Origin of the sequence: Nodosilinea sp. FACHB-131 (genome assembly GCF_014695395.1) — a bacterium.
In the GTDB taxonomy this organism is placed as follows: Bacteria; Cyanobacteriota; Cyanobacteriia; order Phormidesmidales; family Phormidesmidaceae; genus Nodosilinea.
The window spans coordinates 175697-198522 of sequence record NZ_JACJOF010000005.1 but is presented as its reverse complement, the minus strand read 5'-3'; the positions used below and the strand labels follow the sequence as shown (position 1 = coordinate 198522).

Here is a 22826-nt window from a genome sequence, read left to right as displayed (position 1 = left end):
ATGGCGTCGATGACCTTTTGCCTCAAATCGAGGCTGTAGGGTTTGGGCATAGCACTTGGAGGAAAATGTCTCTGCTTATAGCTTACGTCCTAACTCACATGGCTGTAGCTATAGCTGCGACTGGAATCATCCTTCCACACCTCCCTTGAAATTGATGTGAATCGAGATACATTTACAAATGAACTGGAATTATTTTAATCTCTCCTCCCCACCCCTCAATCAATCACCTCCCGCCTCAGTTGCGGAAACACCTTCCCCACCTTCCCCAGCACATAGTCGCCATAGGTACCCTCAAACAGGTTCAGGCTAGCCCCATCCCAACGCTCCTGCCAGTCATCCGGCTGCGATGCAACCAGCGTGGGGATGGGCTGAATCTTGGCCTCAAAATTGGGGTCAAAGAAAAATGGAAACGAGAGCCGGTCGTGGCCCGATTGATTCTTTACTCGGTGGGGCGTAGAGCGGTATAGACCGCCAGTGATGCGATCGAGCATGTCGCCGATGTTGCAAATCAAGGTATTGGGAACAGGCGGAGCTTCAATCCAACGGCCTTGAAACTTTACCTGCAAACCTCCCAGGTTGTCCTGCTTGAGAATAGTCAACAGACCGTAGTCGGTGTGCTCGCCCACCCCCCATTGGTCGCTATCAGTGGCCGCCGCAGGATAGTTAAAAATGCGAAATAAAGTCAGCGGGTCGTGGGTGTAGCGCTCCTCGAAATAATCTGCCTCCAGACCCAGGCTAAGCGCAATCCCTCGCATTAAGACGTGGCCCAGCTCCGTCATCGCTGCCATGTAGTCCAACACTGTCTGGCGCAGTTCGGGCAGTGTGGTGGGAAAAAGGTTCTGCCCGTGCAGAGGGGTGCCCGCCTTCACCAGAGGATGGCTGTTGTCCAGTTCGGCCCCCAGGTAAAGCCCCTCCTTTAAATCAGGTTTGCCCGACGTCAACTCCCCACCGACCGGGAAGTAACCCCGCCAGGCCCGCCCGCCTTTGGCCATGGCAATTTGCAGTTTGGTGGCTACATCTTGGGCAAAAAACTGACGACTGAGGGTTTCGAGCCGCTGCTGCAAGCTCTGGTCAACGCCGTGGCCGGTGATATAAAAGAACCCATACTGGCGACAGGCTTGCCCCAACTGTTCGGCCACCACGGTAGATGACCCTGAGGAGGTACGCAACAACGTGATATCGATGATGGGAATAGTCTCTAACACAGTTAATCGTCGTTTTTTAGGTTAGAAAAATTGGCTCGGCTGTGAACAGCCAATGGGATTACTTCACTCTAAATGAGCGGTGAATTTTGAGCGGCTTATTTGTAGCTCAAACTACAATTACGGTCAAATTGCAAGAAGCTGTTCGTGCCAACCACTGGCTCGGTAGAGGCTTAGTAGTAAAAGTCGGGTAAATCTCTATGCTATTGCAGGCAGAGCTTCTTTCTTACTTCTACAAAAAATCGTCATTCCGCATAAAAATGCTCAAGGTCTTAGTTGTAGCTCGGGCAACTGACGCTGGTGAATTAGGGTTATAGACTGGAGAGCTAGATTCTAAATGTATGGATGGTGCCCCTTGTCCAATCAAATGAATCGTCGATTTTTTCTGCTTACGGCAGGCTCCTTTGCCGCCACTACAATGGTCGCAGGCTGCGGTGCTACTCGATCGGGCGGTAGTAATGCTGGCGGTAACACTCTCAGAGTGGGGGTAAGCCCCGTGCCCCATGGCGAAATTTTGGCCTACGTGAGAGATAACCTAGCCGCTAGCGAAGGGCTGACTATTGAAGTTGTCGAGTTTTCTGACTATGTGCTGCCCAACACTGCCCTTAACGACGGGCAACTGGAGGCCAACTATTTTCAACACGTGCCCTACATGGAAGACTTTGCTAAGCAGCGGGGGCTAGATTTGGTATTTGTCAAAGGCGTTCATTTAGAACCCTTGGGGCTCTATTCAAAGAAAGTGACGGTTTTAAGCGAAGTGCCAGAGGGGGCGCAGGTCTCGGTGCCCAACGATGCCACAAATCTAGGGCGTGCCCTCAAACTGCTAGAGGACAACGGATTGCTTACCCTCAAAGGCGGAGCGGGGGTAAATGCCACCAAGCAAGACGTTGAGACCAATCCCAAAAATCTTAGCTTGGTGGAGTTAGAGGCGGCACAGCTGCCCCGCGCCCTAGACGATGTAGATATTGGCGTAGTTAACGGCAACTATGCCCTTGAAGTAGGGTTAAACCCCGCTGAAGATGCTCTGGCGCTGGAAAAATCTGACGGCAACCCCTACGCTAATGGACTGGTGGTGCTGAGTGGGCAGGAAAATGATTCAAACATTCAAAAACTGGCTCAGCTGCTGAACTCTGATCAGGTCAGAGCATTTATTAACGATAAGTACCAGGGGGCAGTGATCCCGGTTTTTTAATGCTCCCTGAGGTAGGGTCATGATTACAATTCGAGACTTGCGGAAGGTGTACGGGTCGTTTGTGGCTCTCGACACCTTTAACGAAGAGATCAGCGCCGGAGAAATTTTTGGGGTAATTGGCCAAAGTGGAGCTGGCAAAAGCACCCTGATTCGCTGCATTAATCGGTTAGAAACGCCTACCTCTGGCCGCGTGATTGTGGCCGGACAGGACATTACCGCTCTGTCGGGCAGTGACCTGCGGCGGGCGCGGCAGCAGATGGGCATGATCTTTCAGCACTTTAACTTGCTGAGCTCGCGCACCGCTGCTGAGAACATTGCCATGCCTCTGGAGGTGATGGGCTATAGCCGTTTGCGCATTAAGGCGCGGGTGGCAGAACTGCTGTCGCTGGTGGAGCTAGAGGGCAAGGGCGATAGCTATCCCGCCCAGCTGTCTGGAGGGCAGAAACAGCGGGTGGGCATTGCTCGGGCCTTAGCCGCCGACCCCAAGGTGCTGTTGTCGGACGAATCGACCTCGGCCCTAGATCCCCAGACTACTCAATCTATCCTGGCGCTGCTGAAGGATTTGAACCAGAAAATTGGTTTGACCATTTTGCTGATTACCCATGATATGGGAGTGGTGAAGCGCATCTGCGATCGCGTCGCCATTTTAGAGCAGGGTAAAGTCATTGAGCGCGGCAGAGTGGTTGACTTGGCGGCCCAGCCTCACTCCCGCCTAGCACAGGACTTTTTTCCTCGGCTGACGAGCTACCAACCACGACCTGACGCGCTGCTGGTCACCGTTGCCTTTCGGGGTGAGGTGGCCAACGAGCCGTTTATGGCTACCCTGGCGCAGCGGTTCAACGTGGGGGCAAACATTCTCAATGGGGCCATTGAAACCATTGGGGGGCAGCCGGTGGGGCAGTTTCAGATCGAGCTGGCGGGGCCAGAGCGGTACCTTGCCCTCGACTACTTGACCCAGCTCAATCTTGCCGTGGAGGTACAGGATGGACGCACAGCTACTGAGCAATTTGTGGACAGCAACCCTTGAGACGATCTATATGGTGAGCGTTTCGTCGCTGCTGGCGGCGGTGTTTGGCTTACCCCTGGGGCTGCTGCTGGTGATTACGGGAGCCAGGGGCTTTTTGCCGAACCCAGCCGTCAACCAGGGGCTGGGCTGGGTGATCAACGGGGTGCGATCGCTGCCTTTCATTATCTTGCTGGTGGCGATTCTGCCCCTTACCCGTTTAATTGTCGGCACCACCATTGGCAGCACCGCCGCCCTGGTGCCCCTCACCCTGTCAGCCGTTCCTTTTTTTGCCCGCGTAGCCGAAACTGCCCTTCTCGAAGTTGACCCAGGCCTGGTGGAAGCCGCCGAAGCTATGGGCTGTAGCCACTGGGATATCGTTCGCAAGGTGTTGATTCCCGAGTCGCGGCCCGCTCTGGTGCTGGGCCTGACCCTGATGGTGATCAGTCTGGTGGGCAACTCGGCGATGGCTGGGGTCGTAGGCGGCGGCGGTTTAGGCGATCTGGCGATTCGCTACGGCTTTCAGCGCTTTGACACCCGGGTGATGGTGTACACGGTGGTCATTTTGATTGCCCTGGTGCAGCTGATTCAGTGGCTTGGCGATAGCGTGGCCTACCGGCTGCGCCGTACCGGCAATGTAGCGCCCTCCCCCGGTTGGACCAATCCCTTGGCGCGGCTGCGAAAGACCTAGGCTGTGCCTGTATCAGATCTAGCACCTTGGTGGAATTTCTTTACTCTTTAAATTCTTATGACAACTACCCTCAAGGAGGAGCTTTTGAGTCTGATTCGCCATCGACCGAGGTTGTTTTAGCATGCGCGGTGTCTCCTACCTCTCCCCCAATCTGCTTTGGCTGTATCGAGCCGTGGGTGAGTACCTCGGTCGTCGCTTGGGCTGCTCAGTGGATGTAGTGCAGGGAACCGATGATCCTCTGACCGATCCAGATCTGGCGGGCGATCGCTGGGATCTGCTTTTTCTCTGCGGCCTGCCCCTGATGCGCTACGCCCAGCGGGTGCCCCATCAGCTGCGACCCCTGGTGGCTCCGGTGATGGAGCAGGTTCGCTATGGCGGGCAGCCGATGTACTTTTCGGATGTGGTGGTGCGGAGCGATCGTCCCCTGCGTACTTGGGACGACCTGGCTCAGACGGTATTTTGCTACAACGATCGCGGCTCTCACAGCGGCTACAGCCGGGTGGGCTACGAGCTGTACCAGAGAGGGCTAGATTGGGGATTCTTTGGGCAGAAGCTAGAATCGGGGAGTCATTTGCGATCGCTCGACGCCATTCTCACAGGCCAGGCTGACTGCACTGCGATCGACAGCACTGTGCTCGACCATGCCTTGAGAGCCGACCCCATCCTCAGCCAAAAGATTCGCATTGTTGTTAGCCTCGGCCCCTCTCCCATGCCGCCCATTGCGATCGCTCAACGGTTGGGTCAGGACATGATGCAAACCTGGCAAGCAGCACTCCTTCAGCCCGACGCCACGTTGCAGCAGCAGCTTGCCCAAGCTGGAATCCAGCGCTTTGCGGCAGTGGACTATGGCACCTATGAGCCGGTTTTGGCGATGTATGAGGGGAGTAAAGGAGTTGGGGGTGAGGTGTAGAGAGTAAATTGACCCCCTACACCTTATTCCCTATCTTTTTAGCCCTCTACACCCTGTCCCCGCCAAGCCAAAAAAGCCTCCAGCGTTGGAAAGTATCGAATTACCTCATCGAGGCCTATCGGTCTACCCGAGCGGTAGCCATCCCAATAGGCGGCATCGGTGCTTTTGGGCAGTAGACCCGCATCGCGATCGCGGCACCCCCGCTGAAAAAATTCTTCTCGACGGCTTTTCATCACAACCTCCAGGACTCAACCAAAATGCACCCTCGCCATGCCGTGCCAATAAAACAGCAGCAAACCGGTTTGCAGTAATGGCCAGGGTTTCAACCCTATGAGTTGATCCTACGAAGGTGCCTTGATAAGAGCAAATAGTCTTTTTTGTGAAATTAATAGATTTCGTTGATGGAAAAGGCAGAGCTAGGAAAAACGGTTCGAATGTTGAGGTTTTGCTCTACATCGGGGACCGAAACCTCAAACCTTTGCCCTATGCCAGCGCCTGCCGCAGTGAAAACTGCTGCGGAGCCTGGGCCTGCTGCTCTACAGCGTGACGATAGACTTGCTTAAACAGGGTCTGTTGCGTGTGGCTGCCCCCCAGGCGATAGAGGTGTGGCAACACGGGGCGCAGGTGGGCGATCGCTCCCACCCAATCCCCATTGGCGTGGGCCATTAACCCCTGAGCAGCGGGAACAGCCAGCTTGAGCCATCGTGTTTTGGTGGGCTCATCTTGGCGGTGAGCATAGCGGACCATGTCGTCGATCATAGTGGCGGCGTAGTCATTGCGATCGCCTCGGGCCAGCCCGTAGACGTAGTGCAGGTCTTGAAAAGGCAGGGCATGTTCTTGCAAACGCGATCGCAGCGGTTTGGCCAGCGATCGCCAGCGATTACCCACGGCCACCCCCGCCAGCTCTAGCCGCAGCAGCAGCGAAATTGCCCCCACCTGGTCTTTGGGGGTGTGTCTGCGGGCCAGTCCCCACACGTGCTGGTCATAGAGTTTGAGCACCGTGGCAGTGTCGTCCTGGGTCAGGTAAGCCAGGGCCACGTGCCACCAGTTGTGGGTATAGAGCATCGAGTTACAGTCCCGCCAGGTGTCGGCGTTGGCCTCCATCCAGGCGATATTTTCGCGGTGGCGACCCTGAGCATCGAGTACGTGGGCCACAGCGTGGTGTGCCCAAGGATTGTGGCGGCGCAACTTTGTCGCCCGCCGTCCCAAAGCTTCGGCCTGGTCATACTGGTGGCACTGCTCCAGACCAAAGGCCACCATGCTGTAGAGCAACGGGTGTTCGGCGTGGGCCGGGAGGGCCGCTAGGGCGACCTCTAGCAACCCCTGGCTCTCTCCCTGGTAAAAGTAGTGATACTGAGCCTGCTGCACCGCCAGCAAATCCTGCGGGAAAGCTTGCACCAGAGCAGTTTGATGGGCGATCGCCTGCTGAATATGGCCCCGAGCCCAGGCCGCAATACCGTGAATATAGCTCTGTTCTCGGGGCGCGGCGGTTGCTAACCTGGCTAGCGCTCGGTTGAGGTAGGGTCTGGCCCGCAGGCGATCGGTGCGGTTTTCTTGGCTGAGGTAGTAGGCGGCCGCGTAGGCATGGGCGATCGCACAGTCGCCATCGGCTGCGATCGCCTTGAGAATCGTTGTCTCTGCCTGACCGCCGTAGGTAAGCGCCTGGTCGATGAACTGATCAATAGCCGTCACCGCTTGAACAGAGTCCGTGGTGACTAATAAGCCCTGAGCGTCGTGAAGCATTATCTATAAGGTGGGTTGAACCTTTACTTAAGCTTCAAAACAATCCATGATTAAGATCAAACTGAAAATGAATTGAGATACATTTGTAATATTACTTAACTTCAAGACATAGGCTAAATTGCAAGTATTGTGGCTATTCTCACTCGCCTGAATTCTTACATATCCTTAGAAGTCGCTCACCGTAGAAGCTAAAGGCGTCGTCAGACGGAGGAAGGTGGCCAGCTAAGTTAGAGGACGGGATTTAAGCCGAGACCCGAAGGTTTGACCTGTCGCAGTTTCGTCAGAAAAACATTAGACATTGGACCCAGGCGGCACTGTTAGGGCACTAGCATTGAGTAACCTTAGATTGACTAGATTGTGTTAGATCAAAATCAGATCGAAGGCTTTTTCCTAAGGTCCGAAACTCTGCCAAAACAAAGGCTATGGGAGCGGGGTCGTCGGTTTGGTCACGCGGTTGACTAGCTGCTGAATGCGATCGTAGTGGGCCCCCTTCCAATAGACTTGCTCGCAGCCTTGGCAACGGGCAAACTCGTCGTAATACATCCGGGTGAGTGGCGGCAGTTGCTCTACCACCTCGGCTTTATCGACCGGCAGCAGGGCGTCATTGCAGCGGGGGCAGCGCTCCAGGGGAGCGACGGCATCCTGCAAGCAGAATCGCTCTAGTACCTCTCGGGCTTGGGTCTCTGGTATGTGGGAGCGAACAATGTACCCATGGGTGACAATACTGCGCTTCAGGAGACCCCGGTCTTGGGTGAGCAGAATGCGCTGCTCTCGGCTCGCAAGGTGGGCCAGGTCGCCATCCTCATAGTCGCTGCGGTAAAGCGCATCGAACCCCAGCAGCCGCAGATAGGTGGCGAGCTTACCCAAATGCACGTCCAACACAAACCGAATATTGGCTAGCGGGGTGGGACGCACCAATGAAACTGGGCCGACATCAAGCTGCTTGAAGTAGGGGTAGACAGCGATGCGATCGCCATCCTGGGCTAAGTAGCCAAAGCCGACAGACTCTCCATTGACCAAAATCAAATCCACCTCGGGGTGAGGAATGCCCAAGGACTCAATCACATCCTTGATGGCAGAGGGTTCTTTAATCTCATGGACAAACTCTACCTGCCTGCGATCGCCCGGCAGAAAGTCGTTTAACTCAGCATAGAACCGGAAAATTAGCTGCAACATCAACGGCTACAGGGCAATCCAGGGCCAGACGTTTATCCCCTTATCCTGACAAAGTATCGATCTTTCATGACTCCGGCAGGATAATTTGGGGTAAAGAGGGCTGAGAGCTAGGTAGCCGTTATGACAGCGCCCCGCATGGCCAACCCGACAGTGAGATTTGTAGGGGAATATTGAGAAGGATGCCGAGGCTTCCTTATTGAAGTGAGAAGCATTCAAGCCTCTGCTTATGCATTCCTCACCGCGGCATTTGTGTGAGCCCAAACTGTCGCTTGAGCAGAAAATCCATCAGTTTGGGTGGCAACAGCTGCTTGAGCAACGGCAACCACCTGCTTTTTTTCCCCAGTCGAACTGTCATGGGTGGATGAGGCCTCATCACCATTGCCACCAGTTGCTCGGCAAAGTCATGGGCCGGCGTGGCGTTGGCCTGAGATAGGTTGGCCCTGGCTCGAATCATCGGTTCCAGCGGCGCGTACCACGAGTCTGGCGAGAGCACCCCAGCTAATTCCTGTACCGCGGCCTGGCCAAAGTTCGACTGGATGGCACCGGGCTTTACGATCACCACGTGGATGCCAAACGGGGCCAGCTCCATCCTCAGCGCCTCTGACAGGCTGTGCAAGGCCGCCTTCGACGCGCTGTAAGCCCCAGCGAACGGGGTTGTAACAAACCCTGAGATACTGCCGACGTTGACAATGGTGCCCGATCGCTGCTCCTTCATGACCGGGGCCACCTGCTGCACCAGCTCAAACGGGGCCAGCACATTGGTGTGAAACTGGGCTTGGAGCTGCGCCGGGCTGAGACCGATCAGTGGGCCAAACTGGCCAAAGCCTGCGTTGTTGACCAAAATGTCGATTCGTCCGACCTGGGCTAGAACGGTGTCAACGACCGACTTCATGGCTGCCGAATCGGTGACATCCAGCGGCAGGGTGAGCATGCCCTGGGTTTTTAAGTCGTCCATGGCCTCTAACCGTCTGGCCGTGGCCACGACCCGACAGCCCCGCCGATGAAACGCCTGACATAGCGCTTTGCCAATACCCGATGAACAGCCGGTGATGATGACGACGGGAGGAGTCATAGGGATAAAACAGGTAGGCGATAGCTGCGGCAGAGTCTCTAAGAATCCTAAGCAATGATGAGGTCAATGGGAGCGGAAAAAACGCTGGCAAATGGCCAGCTGGGTGAAGATTTTGCCGGCAGATTTTTTGGCGATCGCCCCCTCGTAGTCCACTGCACCGCAAGGGCTAGCCTAGCGTGAGGACAATATGTGTTTTTGGCACCGCTGGCCTATGCTCAACAACGTCACCACTGGAGGAGAGATGTTTATGTCTTCAATCAAGGGCCGTAGATTTTTGATTCGCGTTTGTGGGGGGCTAGCGATCGGTTTATTTGCCGCTAGCTGTGGTCCTTCTGCTTCGACACCTGACCGTCTGGAGGCTCCAGTGCAAACGGTCGAGCTCACCGTGTCGGCGGCAGCTAGCCTGCAGGATATTTTAGAGGCCATCACACCGCAATTTCATGCGGCCTACCCCACGATTGAAGTTAGCTATAACTTTGGTGCCTCAGGTGCTCTACAACAGCAAATTGAGCAGGGTGCCCCAGCCGATGTCTTCTTTTCTGCCGCTGCCAAACAGATGGATGCGCTAGCTGAGAAGGGATTGATTTTGAAAGATTCTCGGCAGGATGTGTTGACAAATAGTTTGGTGCTGATCGCCCCGGCTCAGTCACAAATTGCGGTTACAGATATTGCCCAACTCAAAGAGGCTGAGGTGGGTGTTGTTGCGGTGGGCGAGTTCCGCAGCGTGCCGGCAGGGCAGTATGCCGAGCAAGTGTTTACCAAGCTAAATTTGCTGGAGCCCTTGCAGTCGAAGCTGGTGTTTAGCAACAGCGTGCGGGGGGTGTTGGCCGCCGTAGAGAGCGGCAACGCCGACGTGGGTATGGTCTATGCCACCGATGCGGCCCTCTCGGAGCGAATTAAGGTGTTGGCTACGGCGACTGCGGCAACCCACGAGCCGATTGTTTACCCGATCGCAGTGGTGAGCAATAGCCCTAACCCCGACGCCGCAAAGACATTGATTACGTTTTTGCAGACGCCTGCGGCCCAGACTAAGTTCAAGGAATTTGGCTTTGGGGTTGTCGCTCCGTAACGCCCGACCTACGGTTGCAAAACCTACCCATGATTTCCTTCTCCCCCCTGTGGATCTCCCTCCGCATTGCTGCGATCGCCACTTTGCTGGCGTTTGTGTTGGGCATTGCCGCCGCGCAGTTTATGCAGGGCTATCGGGGTCGCTGGCGATCGCTCCTAGACAGCCTGTTTCTGGCCCCCATGGTGTTGCCCCCTACGGTGCTGGGCTTTTTGCTGCTGCTGCTGGTGGGTCGATATGGCCCCCTTGGGGTCCTGATGGGAACGGTCGGCCTTAGCGTTGTGTTTACCTGGTATGCGGCGGTGATCACCGCAACGGTGGTGGCGTTTCCGCTGATGTACAAAACCGTGCTGGGCAGCCTGGAGCAGATCGATCGCTCCGTGCAGCAGGCCGCTCGCACCCTGGGCGCAACCGAGTGGCAGCTGTTTTGGGGCATTACGCTGCCCCTGGCCCTACCCGGTATTGGAGCCGGTACCGCCCTGGCCTTTACCCGCGCCCTGGGCGAGTTTGGGGCCACCCTCATGCTGGCGGGCAATATTCCGGGCAAAACCCAAACCCTGCCCATGGCGATTTTTTTCGCTGTCGAAGCCGGAGCCTTTCGCGAAGCGGCCCTGTGGACCGGGGTGATTTTGACCATTTCCCTGGGCGGGCTGGTGCTGATGAACCGCTGGCAATCCCAAGGCGCCAAGCTGCCCGTCCTAGGATGGATCGAGCGATGCTGGGCCGTAGCTCGCCGCACCCTAAGCAAGCCATTCAACCCCCCTACCCCTTACCCCCCACCCCCCACCCTTTTACCCCCTCACCTCTCCGTCAACCTCACCCACCACCTACCTGGGTTCACCCTGGATGTAGCTTTTTCCACCGACCACCATCCCTTGGGCCTGCTGGGAGCCTCGGGAGCAGGCAAAAGCTTAATTTTGAGATGTCTGGCGGGGCTAGAGACGCCCCACAGCGGGCGCATTGTGATCAATGGGCGGGTGCTGTTTGACTCGGCGTTAGGTATCAATTTACCCAGCCGCGATCGCAGAGTCGGCTATCTCTTCCAGCACTACGCTCTGTTTCCCCACCTCACCGTGGCCCAAAATATTGCCTACGGGCTGCGGGGTTCGAAAGCGGCGATCGCCCGTCAGGTGGCCGAGCAGCTCCAGCAGGTGCAGCTGGTCGGGTTTGGCGATCGCTATCCCCACCAGCTCTCTGGCGGGCAGCAACAGCGGGTGGCCTTAGCCCGTGCCCTGGCCCCCAACCCCGAAATTTTGCTGCTCGATGAGCCCTTTTCGGCCCTCGATGCCCACCTGCGCAGCGAACTCGAAAAGCAGTTGCTCAAGACCCTGACCAACTACCAAGGCCTCACCCTATTTGTCAGCCACAATTTAGAAGAAGCCTACCGAGTGTGTCAGCGCTTGCTGGTGCTCTCGGGCGGCAGCGTTGTAGCCGAGGGGCCAAAACAGGCTATTTTTGACCATCCTGGCACCCTAGCCGTGGCTCAGCTTACCGGCTGCAAAAACGTCTCGACGCTACAACGCCAGAGTGATCACACCCTAAAAGCGCTGGACTGGCACTGCACTCTGCAAACACTGGAGCCGGTGCTGCCCACCCACACCCACGTCGGCATTCGCGCCCACCGCCTGACCTTTCCTGAGCAGCCCACCCAGCCCAACACCTTCCCCGGCTGGATTGCCTGGACCAGCGAAACGCCCCACCGCATCAGCCTCTATCTCAAGCTGGGCAGCCCCCCCGCTAACCTCGACGATTATCACCTTCAGGCAGAGGTCTTCAAGGACAGATGGGCTGAGCTGAAGGAGCGGCCTTTTCCTTGGTATGTGTATCTTGATCCGGCTCAGCTGCTGTTGTTGGGAAGTTAGGGGACTGCCCTGGGAATTGCGGTTTAGAGTTTGAGGTGTAGGGTTTAAGGCAGGTCGTGAACCTGAAACTTTGAATTTTCACTAACCTGTCGTCTTTTGCTTGGCAGACTGTTGGTGATCTGTTCACCTTTACTAAAGAAGTTCGTTATGTTGCCGCGATCGCCTGTATGACCAGTGCAACACCTTTTTGGGCTTTGGGCCGACTCACCCTTCCCTGGAGGGGATGACGCTGGTCCGTTTCTGACCTTCTCTGGGATAGAACCCTGAGGTCCTGTATTACCCGCGTGAGGATTTGACCATGCTGACCCGCCCTGACCCAGTCATGGATCTTTGGAAAACCAGGAGCCATCCCCTCGACCCCATCTTTGCGCCCCGGTCGGTGGCGGTGATCGGCGCTACTGAGCGCCCTGGCAGCGTGGGCCGCACGGTGCTGTGGAATTTGATTCGCCACCCCTTTGGCGGCACGGTGTATCCAATCAACCCCAAGCGGCGCAATGTGCTGGGCGTTCAGGCGTTCGATCGCATCCAGTCGCTTCCCGAAGTGGTGGATTTAGCGATCATCGCGATTCCTGCCCCTGGGGTGCCCGCCGTGGTGCAGGATTGCGTAGATGCCGGGGTTAAAGGCGCGATTATTCTCTCGGCGGGGTTTAAGGAGATTGGTGCCGAGGGCGTTGAGCTAGAGCGGCAGATTAGGGCGATCGCGGCGGGTCGCCTGCGGCTAATTGGTCCCAACTGTCTGGGCATTCAGAATCCGCTGACGGGGCTGAATGCGACCTTTGCGAGCCACTTGGCGAGGCAGGGCAACGTCGGCTTTATTAGCCAGAGCGGGGCGCTGTGCACCTCGATTTTGGACTGGAGCCTGCGGGAAAACGTGGGCTTCAGCGCCTTTATCTCCCTGGGTTCCATGCTCGACGTGGGCTGGGGCGATCTGATCGATTACCTGGGCGACGATCCCCACACCCACAGCATCGTCATCTATATGGAATCGATTGGGGATGCCCGGTCGTTTTTATCGGCGGCGCGGGAGGTAGCCCTGAGCAAGCCGATCATTGTGATTAAAGCCGGACGCACCCAGGCGGCGGCTCAGGCGGCGGCCTCCCACACCGGGGCGCTAACGGGCAGCGATGCGGTGCTGGATGCGGCCTTTCGGCGCTGCGGCGTGCTGCGGGTTGACCACATCGACGAGCTATTTGATACCGCCGAAGTGCTGGCTAAGCAGCCACGCCCCCGGGGTCCGCGCCTGAGCATTATCACCAACGCAGGTGGTCCGGGGGTGTTGGCGACGGACGCGTTGATTCGCGCTGGAGGCACTCTGGCGGAGCTTTCTGCCGCTAGCTTGGATGCCCTCAACGGGGCGCTGCCCTCCCACTGGAGCCACGGCAACCCCATCGACATTTTGGGCGATGCCGAACCGGGCCGGTTTGCCCAGGCGCTAAAGACTACTCTGGCCGACCCCGACAGCGACGGCTGCCTGGTGGTGCTCACCCCCCAGGCCATGACCGACCCGACCAAAACCGCTCAGGCGGTAGTCGAAACCTGGCGCAGCAGCGAATCGAGCCAGCCAATTTTGGCTAGCTGGATGGGGGGAGCTGAGGTCGATGCCGGCGAAGATATTCTCAACCGGGCGGGGATACCCACCTACCGCTACCCCGATCTGGCGGCGCGATTGTTTGGGCTGCTGTGGCGGCACAGCTATGCCCTCAAGGGACTCTACGAAACCCCAACCTTGACCACCAACCACGGCATCGATCGCGCCACCGTCGCCACCATTCTGCAAACGGCCCAGGCGGAAGTGCGCCCCCTGCTCACCGAGACCGAGTCCAAGGCGGTGCTGGCAGCCTACGGTATTCCGGTGGTGCCGACCCAGGTGGTGGCGACGGTGGAGGAGGCGATCGCCGCTGCCGACGCGATCGGCTATCCCGTAGTTCTCAAACTCTATAGCCACACCCTCACCCACAAAACTGACGTGGGTGGCGTGCAGCTCAATCTCGACGACAGCCATGCCGTTGCTCGGGCCTTCGATCGCATCCGCACTGGCGTCACCGAAAAGGCGGGGGCCGAGCACTTCCAGGGCGTCACCGTGCAGCCGATGATTCGCACCGATGGCTACGAGCTGATTTTGGGCAGCAGCCAGGATCCGCAGTTTGGCCCGGTGCTGCTGTTTGGCACTGGCGGCCAGCTGGTTGAGGTGTTTCAGGATAGCGCGATCGCCCTGCCCCCTCTCAACAGCACCCTAGCCCGTCGCCTGATGGAGCAAACCCTAATCTACAAAGCTCTCCAGGGGGTGCGGGGTCGAGAGGCTGTGGATATGGATGCTCTAGAGCAGCTTTTAGTGCGTTTCAGCCAGCTGGTGGCCGAGCAGCCCGATATTGCCTCGATCGATATCAATCCTCTACTCGCCTCGTCCGAAAGACTGCTGGCCTTAGATGCGCGGGTGATCCTTCGCGCCCCTGACTCACCGCCTGCCCGCTTAGCTATTCGCCCCTACCCCACCCAATATGTCTGGCCTGGGGGCAACGGCGTTACCATTCGCCCCATTCGCCCCGAAGACGAGCCGCTGATCACCGCCTTCCACGACATGGTGTCTGAGCACAGCGTTTACCTGCGCTACTTCCACCCCATCAAGCACAGTACCCGCATCGCCCACGATCGCCTCACCCGCATCTGCTTTAACGACTACGATCGCGAGATCGCCCTGGTGGCCGAAGTGAGTGCCCCCGACCCCAAAATCATCGGTGTTTGTCGGCTCACCCAAAAGTATGGACTGCCCGAGGCCGAGTTCGCCATGCTGGTGGCCGACTCCTACCAGGGCCAGGGCTTCGGCACCGAGCTGCTGAGCCGCCTGATTGAGGTAGCCCGCACTGAAGGGCTAGAGCGCCTGACGGGGGAAATTTTAGCTGAGAACCACGGCATGCAGCGCCTGTGCAAACGGGTCGGGTTTCAGCTCAAACCCACGGTGGAACCCGACGTTTTATCCGCCACGTTGGACTTGACCCTCTGAGGCTGAAGAAACAAGGGTCACCTGCCCTGGGTTACGAACAGCTGCACGGGTGAGTTGCAGTCTGGCTAACTCCATGGTCAACGTGTCTGTGGCTTGATTGTTATGGTCCTCAGCCCAAGCAGCCATCGCCTGATCGCCACGTTGCTCTGCCCCAATCCACCCAAGTACAAGCAGTCGGGTTACTCAGGTGGATTGGGGTTTAATACCTCCTTGACCTCTATCTCTGAAATCGATTCGCCCGTGGTGAGGGTCAGCCGTCTAAACTCCCCCCGCAGCTGGATGGATTTGTCGAGTAGCCCGTAGAGAGCTTCTGTATCGGTGGCCTTCGACCTGAGGTAGACCGTTTCCAGCTCGGGTTCTACTAGATAGAGCCGATTGTCCATCCGGCTGTCGGGGTGGCTGGCGCTATCGACGGCAAGTTGCCCCGACAGCACGACATCTGCTGGCTGCTCTAACACTTTCACTAAACCCAGACAGGCGATCGCACCGGCAGCTGCGCCCACCAACATGCCTCTCAAAAACGCTTGCCGCATGGACCATCCCCCAATCAGCAGATGCCGCCAGTTTAGGCCACCAACCCACTGCTTTTGGTGAGGGTGCCATAATCGAAAGCATGCACCCTGTGGTTCCACCCCCTATGCCCGCCATTGACTACCTGCGCATTAGCCTTGTGGATCGCTGCAACTTTCAGTGTCAGTACTGTATGCCGGAGGGGGCCGACTTGCAGTATTTACCCCAGCAGTCATGGCTGACCCGCGCCGAACTGCGGCAGCTCCTGGAGGAGGTATTTATGCCTCTGGAATTCTCAAACTTCCGGCTCACCGGGGGCGAGCCGCTGGTGCGACCCGGCATTGTCGATATCGTGCGCGATATCGCAGAATTGCCGGGGACAAAGGACTTATCCCTGACCACCAATGCCTTTTTACTCAGCGGTTTGGCCCAGGACCTCTGGGACGCGGGGCTGCGGCGCGTCAACATTAGCCTCGATTCGTTGGATCCCGTCATTTTTGATCAAATTGTGGGTGGGCGGGGGAAATCTCGCTGGCCCCAAGTCTGGGATGGCATTCAGACCGCTCATCGAGTGGGGTTCTCGCCGCTCAAGCTGAATGTGGTGGTGATTCCAGGCGTCAACGACCACGAGGTTTTGGATCTGGCGGCCCTAACCTTCGATCGCGAGTGGCACGTGCGGTTCATTGAGTTTATGCCCATCGGCAACGACAGTTTGTTTGAGGCCAAAGGCTGGGTCGATTCGGAGACGTTGCGCGATCGCATTCGGCAGCGTTGGGGCCTTACTGGCGGCGATGTGCTGGGCCACGGTCCGGCAGACGTGTTCCAGATTCCGGGCGCTAGGGGCACCGTGGGGTTCATCAGCCAGATGTCGGAGTGCTTTTGCGATCGCTGCAACCGCATGCGTCTGTCAGCCGATGGCTGGCTGCGCCCCTGTCTGCTCAACGAAACCGGCCAGATCGACCTCAGAACCTCCCTGCGCCAGGGCGTCCCCACCAGTGAACTCCGGCATCAGGTGGCGGCCCTGCTAGCCGACAAGCCCGAGATCAATTACAAAATGCGCCAGTCGGGCACCACCGGAGCCTACGGGCGCACCATGTCGCAGATCGGAGGCTAGCCTAAAAACAGCTTGTAGTTCTCGTAGGTTGGGTGCAGCGGAGCGGAACCCAACAGCAGTAAGCCTTGTTGGGTTCTGCTATCGCGCCACCCAACCTACCAATTTAGGATTGACAGACCACTAGCCCAAAAACAGCTTGTAGGCGGGGTTTTGGTTTTCGTCCCAATACTGGTAGCCGAGGGTGTCGAGGAAGCTCCGCCACTGTTCCATCTCGTGAGGTGGTACCTGAATGCCGGTGACGATGCGGCCATAGTCGGAGCCGTTGTTGCGGTAGTGAAACAGGCTGATATTCCAGTCGGGGCTCATGGCGCTGACGAATTTCATCAGCGCACCGGGCCGCTCGGGAAACTCAAAGCGGTAGAGCAACTCGTCGTGGGCCAGGGATGACTTGCCGCCCACCATGTGGCGCAGGTGCATTTTTGAGAGTTCGTCGTCAGTCAGATCTAGCGTTTTTAGGCCTTTGGATTCAAATACCTGGGCCATGGCGGCGGCATCGGCCCGACCCTGAACTTCGAGCCCCACAAAAATGTGGGCCTCGTGGTTGTCGGCAATGCGGTAGTTGAACTCCGTCAGGTTGCGGGTGCCCAAGCATTCGCAAAAGGCCTTAAGGCTGCCCGGCGTCTCAGGGATGGTGACCGCAAAGATCGCCTCGCGGTGTTCGCCAATCTCAGCTCGCTCAGCCACAAACCGCAGGCGATCGAAGTTCATGTTGGCTCCGCAAGCCACAGCCACCAGGGTTTGATCGGTGATGCCCTCGCGCTCGACGTAGGCTTTGGCCCCAGCGATCGCCAGCGCCCCCGCTGGCTCCAAAATCGATCGCGTGTCCTCAAACACGTCCTTAATCGCCGCGCAGATGTCGTCGGTGCCCACCAAAATAACGTCGTCTACATACTGCTGACAAAGGCGAAAGGTCTCTTCCCCCACTTGGCGCACCGCCACACCATCGGCAAATAGCCCTACCTGGCTCAGGCGGACTCGCTCTCCAGCTTTCAGCGATCGCGACATGGCATCAGCCTCAATCGGCTCCACGCCGATGATCTTAATCTCCGGTCGCAGCCGCTTCACGTAGGCAGCAATGCCCGAAATCAACCCACCGCCACCGATCGCTACAAAAATGGCGTGAATGGGCTGGGGATGCTGCCGCAAAATCTCCATGCCGATGGTGCCTTGACCCGCAATCACATCCGGGTCATCGAAGGGGTGCACAAAGGTCAGGCCCTTTTCGTCGGAGAGCTGACGGGCGTGGGCGTAGGCATCGTCGTAGGTTTCGCCATAGAGCACCACCTCGCCGCCGCGCGCCTTCACCGCATTTACCTTCATCATTGGCGTGGTGGTGGGCATCACAATGATGGCGCGGGTGCCCAGCTGCTTGGCCCCCAGCGCCACCCCCTGGGCATGGTTGCCCGCCGACGAAGCAATCACCCCCGCCGCCAGCTGCTCCGGCGACAGGTGGGCCATTTTGTTGTAGGCACCCCGCAGCTTGAACGAAAAGACCGACTGCATATCTTCTCGCTTCAGCAGCAGCCGGTTGTGCAGCCGCGCTGACAGGCTCGGGGCAATATCTAGAGGCGTTTCCTGCGCTACGTCGTAAACCCGGGCGGTGAGAATGCGTTCGAGGTAGTCGGTAGGCATTGCAGAGGAGAGGCGAAAGGATAAACCCTCATTTTAGAGGGGTGGCGTGTCTAGTCATCATCAACAATTTTGGGGTGTAGTGTTTTGGGTGCAAGGTTCAAGGAGCTACCTCAAACCCTGTACCTAAAACCCTATACCCTTCCCCAACCTTGTCCCCTTAACCCCTCCACCTCTAAAGCTTAAAGTAGGCCATCGCCTGCTGGAGATGGGCGGCGTGGGAGGCCATCGCGTGGCTCGAGGTGGCCAGTTGCTCTGCCGCTACCGCGTTGTGCTGAGTGACTTCGTCCAGCTGCACCATGGCGCTGTTGATCTGGGCAATGCCGTTATGCTGCTCCAGGCTGGCTCGGGTGATGTCGGCCATCAGCCCCGAGGTCTGCTGAATGCTGGGGACAATTTGCTTAAAGAGATCGCCGGTGCGCTTGCTCACTACCATGCTGCGATCGGCTAGGGCCGTGATTTCTTCAGCGGCGGTGCGACTGTGTTCGGCCAGCTTGCGCACTTCCTTGGCGACTACGGCAAACCCTCGGCCATGTTCGCCGGCTCGGGCGGCTTCCATAGTGGCGTTGAGGGCCAGCATGTTGGTCTGTTCGGCAATGTCTTCAATGACGTTGATTTTGGCAAGAATTTCCCGCATCACCTGCATGGTTTCGGTGACGGCCTGTTTGCCCTCATCCACCATCGTTGCCGACTGGATTGCCGATTGGTAGGTGCGCTTGGCTTTTTGGGAATTGCTGTCAATCACAGCATTCATTTGCTCAATCGACACCGTCGTTTGCGCCACCCCAGCCGCTTGCTTAGAGTTGCCGAAGGAAAGCCCCTGGGCAGCATCGTTGAGATGGGCAGAAATCTCCAGCATCTGTTTGGCCGCCACCTGTTCATCTTGAATGATGGTGGACAGACGCGTTGTCATCATCCTCAGAGCCTCCAACATGCGGCCAATTTCGTCATCCCTACCGGCCGGAATTTCAACATGCAGATCTCCGGCAGCAATGCGCTGCACGATCGCCGCCGTAGCCAGAATCGGCTGCGTGATGCGACCCGCCAAATAATAGGCCAAAGCAATTACCCCAAGGCCAATTAAAATGCTGCCCCACAGGATGCCCAGCGCTAGCTGGGAGGAAAGATCAAGGGTGTTGTTAAGATCACTTTCAAGGGCGGCGAGCCCGTTTTGAGAATCGTTCAGAAAACTCTCAAGGGTTTTGGTATAAGCCGTTTTGGTCTGTTGGTACTCGGCCCCATCCATCAATGCCAGGGCCTCTTTCTGTTGCCCCGCTTGTAGCAGCTCAAGGGTTTCGGTCTCTAGCTCAGCCAGTTTGTCGTTGAGCCCCTTTTGCTGATCAAAAAGCGCTTGAATTTCAGGATCAGCGGCATTGGCCTGGGCCGCAATAATCAGGTTCTCTAGCGGGGCAAAGTAGAAATCGTAGCGTTCTTGCCACTGGCTGTCTTGGGTCAACACATAGTTGCGTATCGACTGGGTGAGCACTTCGTCTAACCACATGATCTGCTGAGCGCGAGAGAGCTGTTGTTGTGATGCACTGACAGAAACCAGCCTGGCGCGAATTTGCTCAATGGCAGAGTAAGTCACGGTACCGACGGCGGTGAGCGTGAGCGCACCACAGAGATAACCTACAAAAATCCGCGTGCGAATTTTGCTGGAGGCCAATCTCTTGAATAGAAACATCATCACGTTTTCCCTAGTTGCTGTAGATGTGGTCGGGCGGCGGCAGCGGTATCAGGAACAGTCCGTTCTGAGGTTCTGTCCTGACAAAGAATCTCCCCACTGGCTGACAATGCTCCTGGCTTGAGCAAAGAACGCTACACAATTCTTCCCGTTATAAAGTGTTACTCACCGTCTCTTTGACTAGAGAATTTCGGCTTTAGGGGGGCTCGCTAGCCGCGGGCAGGGGCTGAACTGCGTCAACAGCCGAGGAAAGGGCCTCACGGGAGGATCTGCCCTTGAGATCCTGCGATAGAGTTGCAGAGGAAATTGGCGCAGTCCCTATGCCCTTTCGTTTAGCTCGTCGGCCTAAAGTTTCAACCGCCAGCGCTCCGGGTGCTGTGCAGATTTGGGTCGGTGCTCGCGCCCAGCGGCTCTGGCGCAGGCCACTGGTGTTGGTGCTGGTCGGGGTTGGGCTCAGCGGCGGACTGCTGCTGCTGGGGCTGAGTTTTCGCCTGGGGCTGCGGCTGATGCTTGACCCAGCGGCGTTGCCCCAGGCCCTAGCTCGCTTGACGCGATCGCAGCCGGAGGCCCTGCTCCCCGCCATCAGCCTAGAGGAGCTGCGCCATCAAGCTGAGGCCAGCCAGCAGCAGGTGGGAGACCCGCTGCGACTAGATTTGCCTGGAGCTAAGGACCGGGAGGCGCTGATTGTGCCGGTGCTGAAGGCGGGGGCGATCGCCTCCCTGCACCTGTTTGCCAGCGAGGGTAGCGGGGAAGAGCTGCGGGCGATCGCCACCTTGCCCACTGTGGCCCTGCCTAAAGACACCGTGCTAGCGCCCTGGCTCAGCAGTCCCCAAGCGCCTGCGGCGGTTCCGGCAAATTTTGACTTCACTCGGGTCGTGCTGCTGCCAGCCCCACCCGTCGCCACCGACGGGTTTTGGCTCACCCTAGAGGGCAGCTGGCAGCAGCAGGGTCTCACCCTGCGCTATGGCCAGCTGCTGCACGTTGACCCCCAGGCCCAGCGGCTAGAGCTGCTCACCCCCTGGAGTAGCCCGGCCAACCGCCCGCCCCAGTGGGCCGACCTCGATGGTGACGGCCCCAGCGATCTCGTCATTGACGAAACTGTGGGGCTGGAGCCAGCCCTGCGCGGGTTGCAGGTGATGCCCGGACCGCGCCTACAGACAGTGTCGTGGGTGCGGGTGCCGGTAGATGCCGGTGCCAAAGCAGGCGACTATCAGCAGGCTCTGCGCCTGGCTCGAAGCGGGCTATGGCACCGCGCCCAGGCCCAGCTAGCCAACCTCAAAACAGGTCTAGCCCAAGGCTGGAACCCGGCAGCGGAGGCCCAGCTGCGGCTGATGGAGCGCCATCGGGCGATCACCCGTCAGCAGGCTGAACAAGATTGGTCAACGCCCACCCAGCACATTCTCGCCCTGCTAATCGACGGGCGGTGGGAGCCGGCCCTAACTCGGCTGGAGGCTAGCCCTGAGCTACTGCCCACCCTGCTGAATCGCCTCGGCGTTGACCGTGGTCGCCTGTGGAACCGCATCAGCGCCGCCGCTGCTCTGCCCGACCCGCCACCGGCTGTGTATGTGTGGGGCGGTTTGGCCCTCAAGGCTCAGCAGAACCAACCCACCAATCGAGATGGGGCTACCCCAGACTGGCTTAACCGCCAGCCGGTGCCCGCCGCCGCTCGCCAGCGGTTGGCCAAGGTTTTGGCTACTTTGACGACTACCCAGGCACAAGCGGTTGCCAGCGCTAAGGCAGGTGCAACCGCCGCGATCGCCCCCGCCCAGTCCCCTAACGCCCAAGCTGTGGGGAATCTTGCCCTGCCGCCCATCACCGCCCTCATTGGTCAGGCCCGACCCATTTCTGCACCCCAGTCTGGCTATGCTGCCCCTGGTCAGTCTCTCGATGCCGCCCTAGGCCAGTGGTATGCCATTGAGGTGCAGGCCGTAAACCAGAGCCAAACCTGGCAGCGGGGGACAGGGCCAATTCCCGCTGGGGTAGCTCCGGCGGCGGTCTGGCCAGTGGTGCAGCCGGCGGCCCAGGCATCGCCTCAGCTGCTGCGCTGGGTGAGCCCTACCACCGGCGTTTCGGCACCCCTAACCGTGCGCGGGCTCAGCTTAACCGATGGCACCGTGACCCTACTGGCCACTGGCCCCGCCACCAATGCCTCTGCCCTGCCGCCCTTGGTCTTTTCCCAAGGGGCGCTGATGTGGCTCGATGCTGACCAGGGTCAAACTGCAGAACCGGGGGCGATCGCCGCCACGGCTACCACCATCTTCGGCGATCAGCCGGTGCCGACAGACTTTGCGGCTGCCCTAACCAGCCTCACACAGCACAGCATTGATCTGACCGGCGACGGTCAGCCAGAGCGAGTGCTGACCTGGGATGAGGCGGCGCTGACCCAGCTCAAAAACTGGTGGGTTCAGGTAGAGCCAACTGCCGTCAAAACTATTATCCTCGGTGCTGACAATCGAGTGCTCTACAGCGATATGTTTGCGCCCCAAACCGTGGTGGCGCTCACCAACCCGGCCCTAGGTGAACCCGTCGGGTTGCTGGTGCATCAAGCCGGAAGCTACGAGCTGCTATCGTGGCAGGCGGCCAACCAGCAGTTCGAATAGGGCTGAACTGACTACTGCATTGCGAACGGGGTGGCGTAGACGCGGTGAATCCGAAACTCTAAAACAGTAATTTGGTGCTCCCAAATCAGTTTTTCGATGACGATGTCGCCGTGGGCAAGCCAGTTTTCATCGACCAAACTCAGCGGCACATCAATAGGAAAAATGCGGTAGCCGTTTTTTTGCACCCGGTGTCGAGTCCCGACTTCGAGCACAGTGGGGTAGCCCTGGTCAGGCTTGAGTTTGAGTAGGCTATTGACTTCACAGGGCATTCCCATCGGCGGTATCTCGGTTTTTGAAGGGATAATCTGGTGGAGAGCTAGAGAGTAACGTCTACTGCGCCGCTGCGTCTAGGCTCTGGCCCCAGTGGCCCA

At 58.1% G+C, this 22826-nt stretch carries 18 protein-coding genes; 9 read left to right on the top strand and 9 right to left on the bottom strand.

Annotation, left to right across the window (positions count from 1 at the left end; genetic code table 11):
* Nucleotides 1–215 precede the first annotated feature (215 nt).
* Nucleotides 216–1205: an isopenicillin N synthase family oxygenase gene (locus H6F75_RS28710; protein WP_190749053.1), complete on the bottom strand. Its 990-nt coding sequence runs from the start codon at nucleotides 1203–1205 to the stop codon at nucleotides 216–218.
* A 364-nt stretch (nucleotides 1206–1569) separates the two neighbouring features.
* On the opposite strand from H6F75_RS28710, the gene H6F75_RS02915 reads away from it, so the two are divergent.
* The 4 genes from H6F75_RS02915 (at nucleotide 1570) to H6F75_RS02900 (ending at nucleotide 4998) form a co-directional block, all read left to right on the top strand.
* Entirely contained in the window at nucleotides 1570–2394 is an 825-nt protein-coding gene (locus H6F75_RS02915) for a MetQ/NlpA family ABC transporter substrate-binding protein (RefSeq protein WP_190749051.1), read from the top strand.
* 19 nt (nucleotides 2395–2413) lie between these two features.
* Complete coding sequence (locus H6F75_RS02910; RefSeq protein WP_190749048.1) at nucleotides 2414–3421, top strand: ATP-binding cassette domain-containing protein; 1008 nt, start codon at nucleotides 2414–2416, stop codon at nucleotides 3419–3421.
* A complete protein-coding gene (locus tag H6F75_RS02905; protein ID WP_190749046.1) occupies nucleotides 3378–4088 on the top strand; it encodes a methionine ABC transporter permease in 711 nt (236 codons plus the stop codon). The genes H6F75_RS02910 and H6F75_RS02905 overlap by 44 nt, the downstream gene beginning before the upstream one ends.
* Nucleotides 4089–4209: 121 nt before the next feature.
* Nucleotides 4210–4998, top strand: a complete 789-nt coding sequence (locus H6F75_RS02900) for a PhnD/SsuA/transferrin family substrate-binding protein (protein ID WP_190749045.1) — start codon at nucleotides 4210–4212, stop codon at nucleotides 4996–4998.
* A gap of 38 nt (nucleotides 4999–5036) precedes the next feature.
* Here H6F75_RS02900 and H6F75_RS02895 read toward each other — a convergent pair whose 3' ends face one another.
* From H6F75_RS02895 to H6F75_RS02880, 4 genes are all read right to left on the bottom strand, one after another.
* On the bottom strand, nucleotides 5037–5231 hold the full coding sequence (locus tag H6F75_RS02895) for a hypothetical protein (RefSeq protein WP_199303718.1): 195 nt from the start codon (nucleotides 5229–5231) through the stop codon (nucleotides 5037–5039).
* Nucleotides 5232–5481: 250 nt separating this feature from the next.
* Nucleotides 5482–6741: a tetratricopeptide repeat protein gene (locus tag H6F75_RS02890; protein WP_190749043.1), complete on the bottom strand. Its 1260-nt coding sequence runs from the start codon at nucleotides 6739–6741 to the stop codon at nucleotides 5482–5484.
* Nucleotides 6742–7161: 420 nt separating this feature from the next.
* Nucleotides 7162–7917 (bottom strand): Mut7-C RNAse domain-containing protein, encoded by a 756-nt coding sequence (locus tag H6F75_RS02885; RefSeq protein ID WP_190749041.1) that lies wholly within the window; start codon nucleotides 7915–7917, stop codon nucleotides 7162–7164.
* 235 nt (nucleotides 7918–8152) lie between these two features.
* On the bottom strand, nucleotides 8153–8989 hold the full coding sequence (locus tag H6F75_RS02880; RefSeq protein ID WP_190749039.1) for an SDR family oxidoreductase: 837 nt from the start codon (nucleotides 8987–8989) through the stop codon (nucleotides 8153–8155).
* Nucleotides 8990–9236: 247 nt separating this feature from the next.
* Here H6F75_RS02880 and modA point away from each other — a divergent pair, with 247 nt between their 5' ends.
* From modA to H6F75_RS02865, 3 genes are all read left to right on the top strand, one after another.
* Complete coding sequence (gene modA / locus H6F75_RS02875; protein ID WP_190749037.1) at nucleotides 9237–10058, top strand: molybdate ABC transporter substrate-binding protein; 822 nt, start codon at nucleotides 9237–9239, stop codon at nucleotides 10056–10058.
* Between the two features lie 29 nt (nucleotides 10059–10087).
* The gene (gene modB / locus H6F75_RS02870) at nucleotides 10088–11917 is read left to right on the top strand and encodes a molybdate ABC transporter permease subunit (protein WP_190749035.1); all 1830 of its coding nucleotides are present in this window, start codon (nucleotides 10088–10090) and stop codon (nucleotides 11915–11917) included.
* Nucleotides 11918–12215: 298 nt separating this feature from the next.
* On the top strand, nucleotides 12216–14918 hold the full coding sequence (locus H6F75_RS02865; RefSeq protein WP_190749033.1) for a bifunctional acetate--CoA ligase family protein/GNAT family N-acetyltransferase: 2703 nt from the start codon (nucleotides 12216–12218) through the stop codon (nucleotides 14916–14918).
* A gap of 179 nt (nucleotides 14919–15097) precedes the next feature.
* Here H6F75_RS02865 and H6F75_RS02860 read toward each other — a convergent pair whose 3' ends face one another.
* The gene (locus H6F75_RS02860; protein ID WP_190749031.1) at nucleotides 15098–15451 is read right to left on the bottom strand and encodes a hypothetical protein; all 354 of its coding nucleotides are present in this window, start codon (nucleotides 15449–15451) and stop codon (nucleotides 15098–15100) included.
* A 104-nt stretch (nucleotides 15452–15555) separates the two neighbouring features.
* On the opposite strand from H6F75_RS02860, the gene moaA reads away from it, so the two are divergent.
* Nucleotides 15556–16542 (top strand): GTP 3',8-cyclase MoaA, encoded by a 987-nt coding sequence (gene moaA, locus H6F75_RS02855; RefSeq protein WP_190749029.1) that lies wholly within the window; start codon nucleotides 15556–15558, stop codon nucleotides 16540–16542.
* A 120-nt stretch (nucleotides 16543–16662) separates the two neighbouring features.
* Here the strand turns inward: moaA and ilvA are convergent, their stop codons facing one another.
* Together ilvA and H6F75_RS02845 are read right to left on the bottom strand one after the other, a co-directional pair.
* Complete coding sequence (gene ilvA / locus H6F75_RS02850) at nucleotides 16663–18174, bottom strand: threonine ammonia-lyase, biosynthetic (RefSeq protein ID WP_190749027.1); 1512 nt, start codon at nucleotides 18172–18174, stop codon at nucleotides 16663–16665.
* 172 nt (nucleotides 18175–18346) lie between these two features.
* Complete coding sequence (locus tag H6F75_RS02845; RefSeq protein ID WP_190749025.1) at nucleotides 18347–19858, bottom strand: methyl-accepting chemotaxis protein; 1512 nt, start codon at nucleotides 19856–19858, stop codon at nucleotides 18347–18349.
* Nucleotides 19859–20175: 317 nt separating this feature from the next.
* Between H6F75_RS02845 and H6F75_RS02840 the strand changes: the two genes are divergently transcribed.
* Entirely contained in the window at nucleotides 20176–22455 is a 2280-nt protein-coding gene (locus H6F75_RS02840; RefSeq protein WP_190749023.1) for a hypothetical protein, read from the top strand.
* Nucleotides 22456–22466: 11 nt separating this feature from the next.
* Here the strand turns inward: H6F75_RS02840 and H6F75_RS02835 are convergent, their stop codons facing one another.
* A complete protein-coding gene (locus H6F75_RS02835; protein ID WP_190749021.1) occupies nucleotides 22467–22730 on the bottom strand; it encodes a DUF2584 family protein in 264 nt (87 codons plus the stop codon).
* Nucleotides 22731–22826: the final 96 nt, after the last annotated feature.

Coding starts and splice junctions, on each gene's coding strand:
- H6F75_RS02835 (WP_190749021.1), bottom strand. CDS start 22,730: ATGGGAATGCCCTGTGAAGTCAATAGCCTACTCAAACTCAAGCCTGAC.
- H6F75_RS02890 (WP_190749043.1), bottom strand. CDS start 6,741: ATGCTTCACGACGCTCAGGGCTTATTAGTCACCACGGACTCTGTTCAA.
- H6F75_RS02860 (WP_190749031.1), bottom strand. CDS start 15,451: ATGCGGCAAGCGTTTTTGAGAGGCATGTTGGTGGGCGCAGCTGCCGGT.
- H6F75_RS02840 (WP_190749023.1), top strand. CDS start 20,176: ATGCCCTTTCGTTTAGCTCGTCGGCCTAAAGTTTCAACCGCCAGCGCT.
- modB (WP_190749035.1), top strand. CDS start 10,088: ATGATTTCCTTCTCCCCCCTGTGGATCTCCCTCCGCATTGCTGCGATC.
- H6F75_RS02895 (WP_199303718.1), bottom strand. CDS start 5,231: ATGAAAAGCCGTCGAGAAGAATTTTTTCAGCGGGGGTGCCGCGATCGC.
- H6F75_RS02910 (WP_190749048.1), top strand. CDS start 2,414: ATGATTACAATTCGAGACTTGCGGAAGGTGTACGGGTCGTTTGTGGCT.
- moaA (WP_190749029.1), top strand. CDS start 15,556: ATGCCCGCCATTGACTACCTGCGCATTAGCCTTGTGGATCGCTGCAAC.
- ilvA (WP_190749027.1), bottom strand. CDS start 18,174: ATGCCTACCGACTACCTCGAACGCATTCTCACCGCCCGGGTTTACGAC.
- H6F75_RS02905 (WP_190749046.1), top strand. CDS start 3,378: ATGGACGCACAGCTACTGAGCAATTTGTGGACAGCAACCCTTGAGACG.
- H6F75_RS02915 (WP_190749051.1), top strand. CDS start 1,570: ATGAATCGTCGATTTTTTCTGCTTACGGCAGGCTCCTTTGCCGCCACT.
- H6F75_RS02885 (WP_190749041.1), bottom strand. CDS start 7,917: ATGTTGCAGCTAATTTTCCGGTTCTATGCTGAGTTAAACGACTTTCTG.
- H6F75_RS02845 (WP_190749025.1), bottom strand. CDS start 19,858: ATGATGTTTCTATTCAAGAGATTGGCCTCCAGCAAAATTCGCACGCGG.
- H6F75_RS02880 (WP_190749039.1), bottom strand. CDS start 8,989: ATGACTCCTCCCGTCGTCATCATCACCGGCTGTTCATCGGGTATTGGC.
- H6F75_RS02900 (WP_190749045.1), top strand. CDS start 4,210: ATGCGCGGTGTCTCCTACCTCTCCCCCAATCTGCTTTGGCTGTATCGA.
- modA (WP_190749037.1), top strand. CDS start 9,237: ATGTCTTCAATCAAGGGCCGTAGATTTTTGATTCGCGTTTGTGGGGGG.
- H6F75_RS02865 (WP_190749033.1), top strand. CDS start 12,216: ATGCTGACCCGCCCTGACCCAGTCATGGATCTTTGGAAAACCAGGAGC.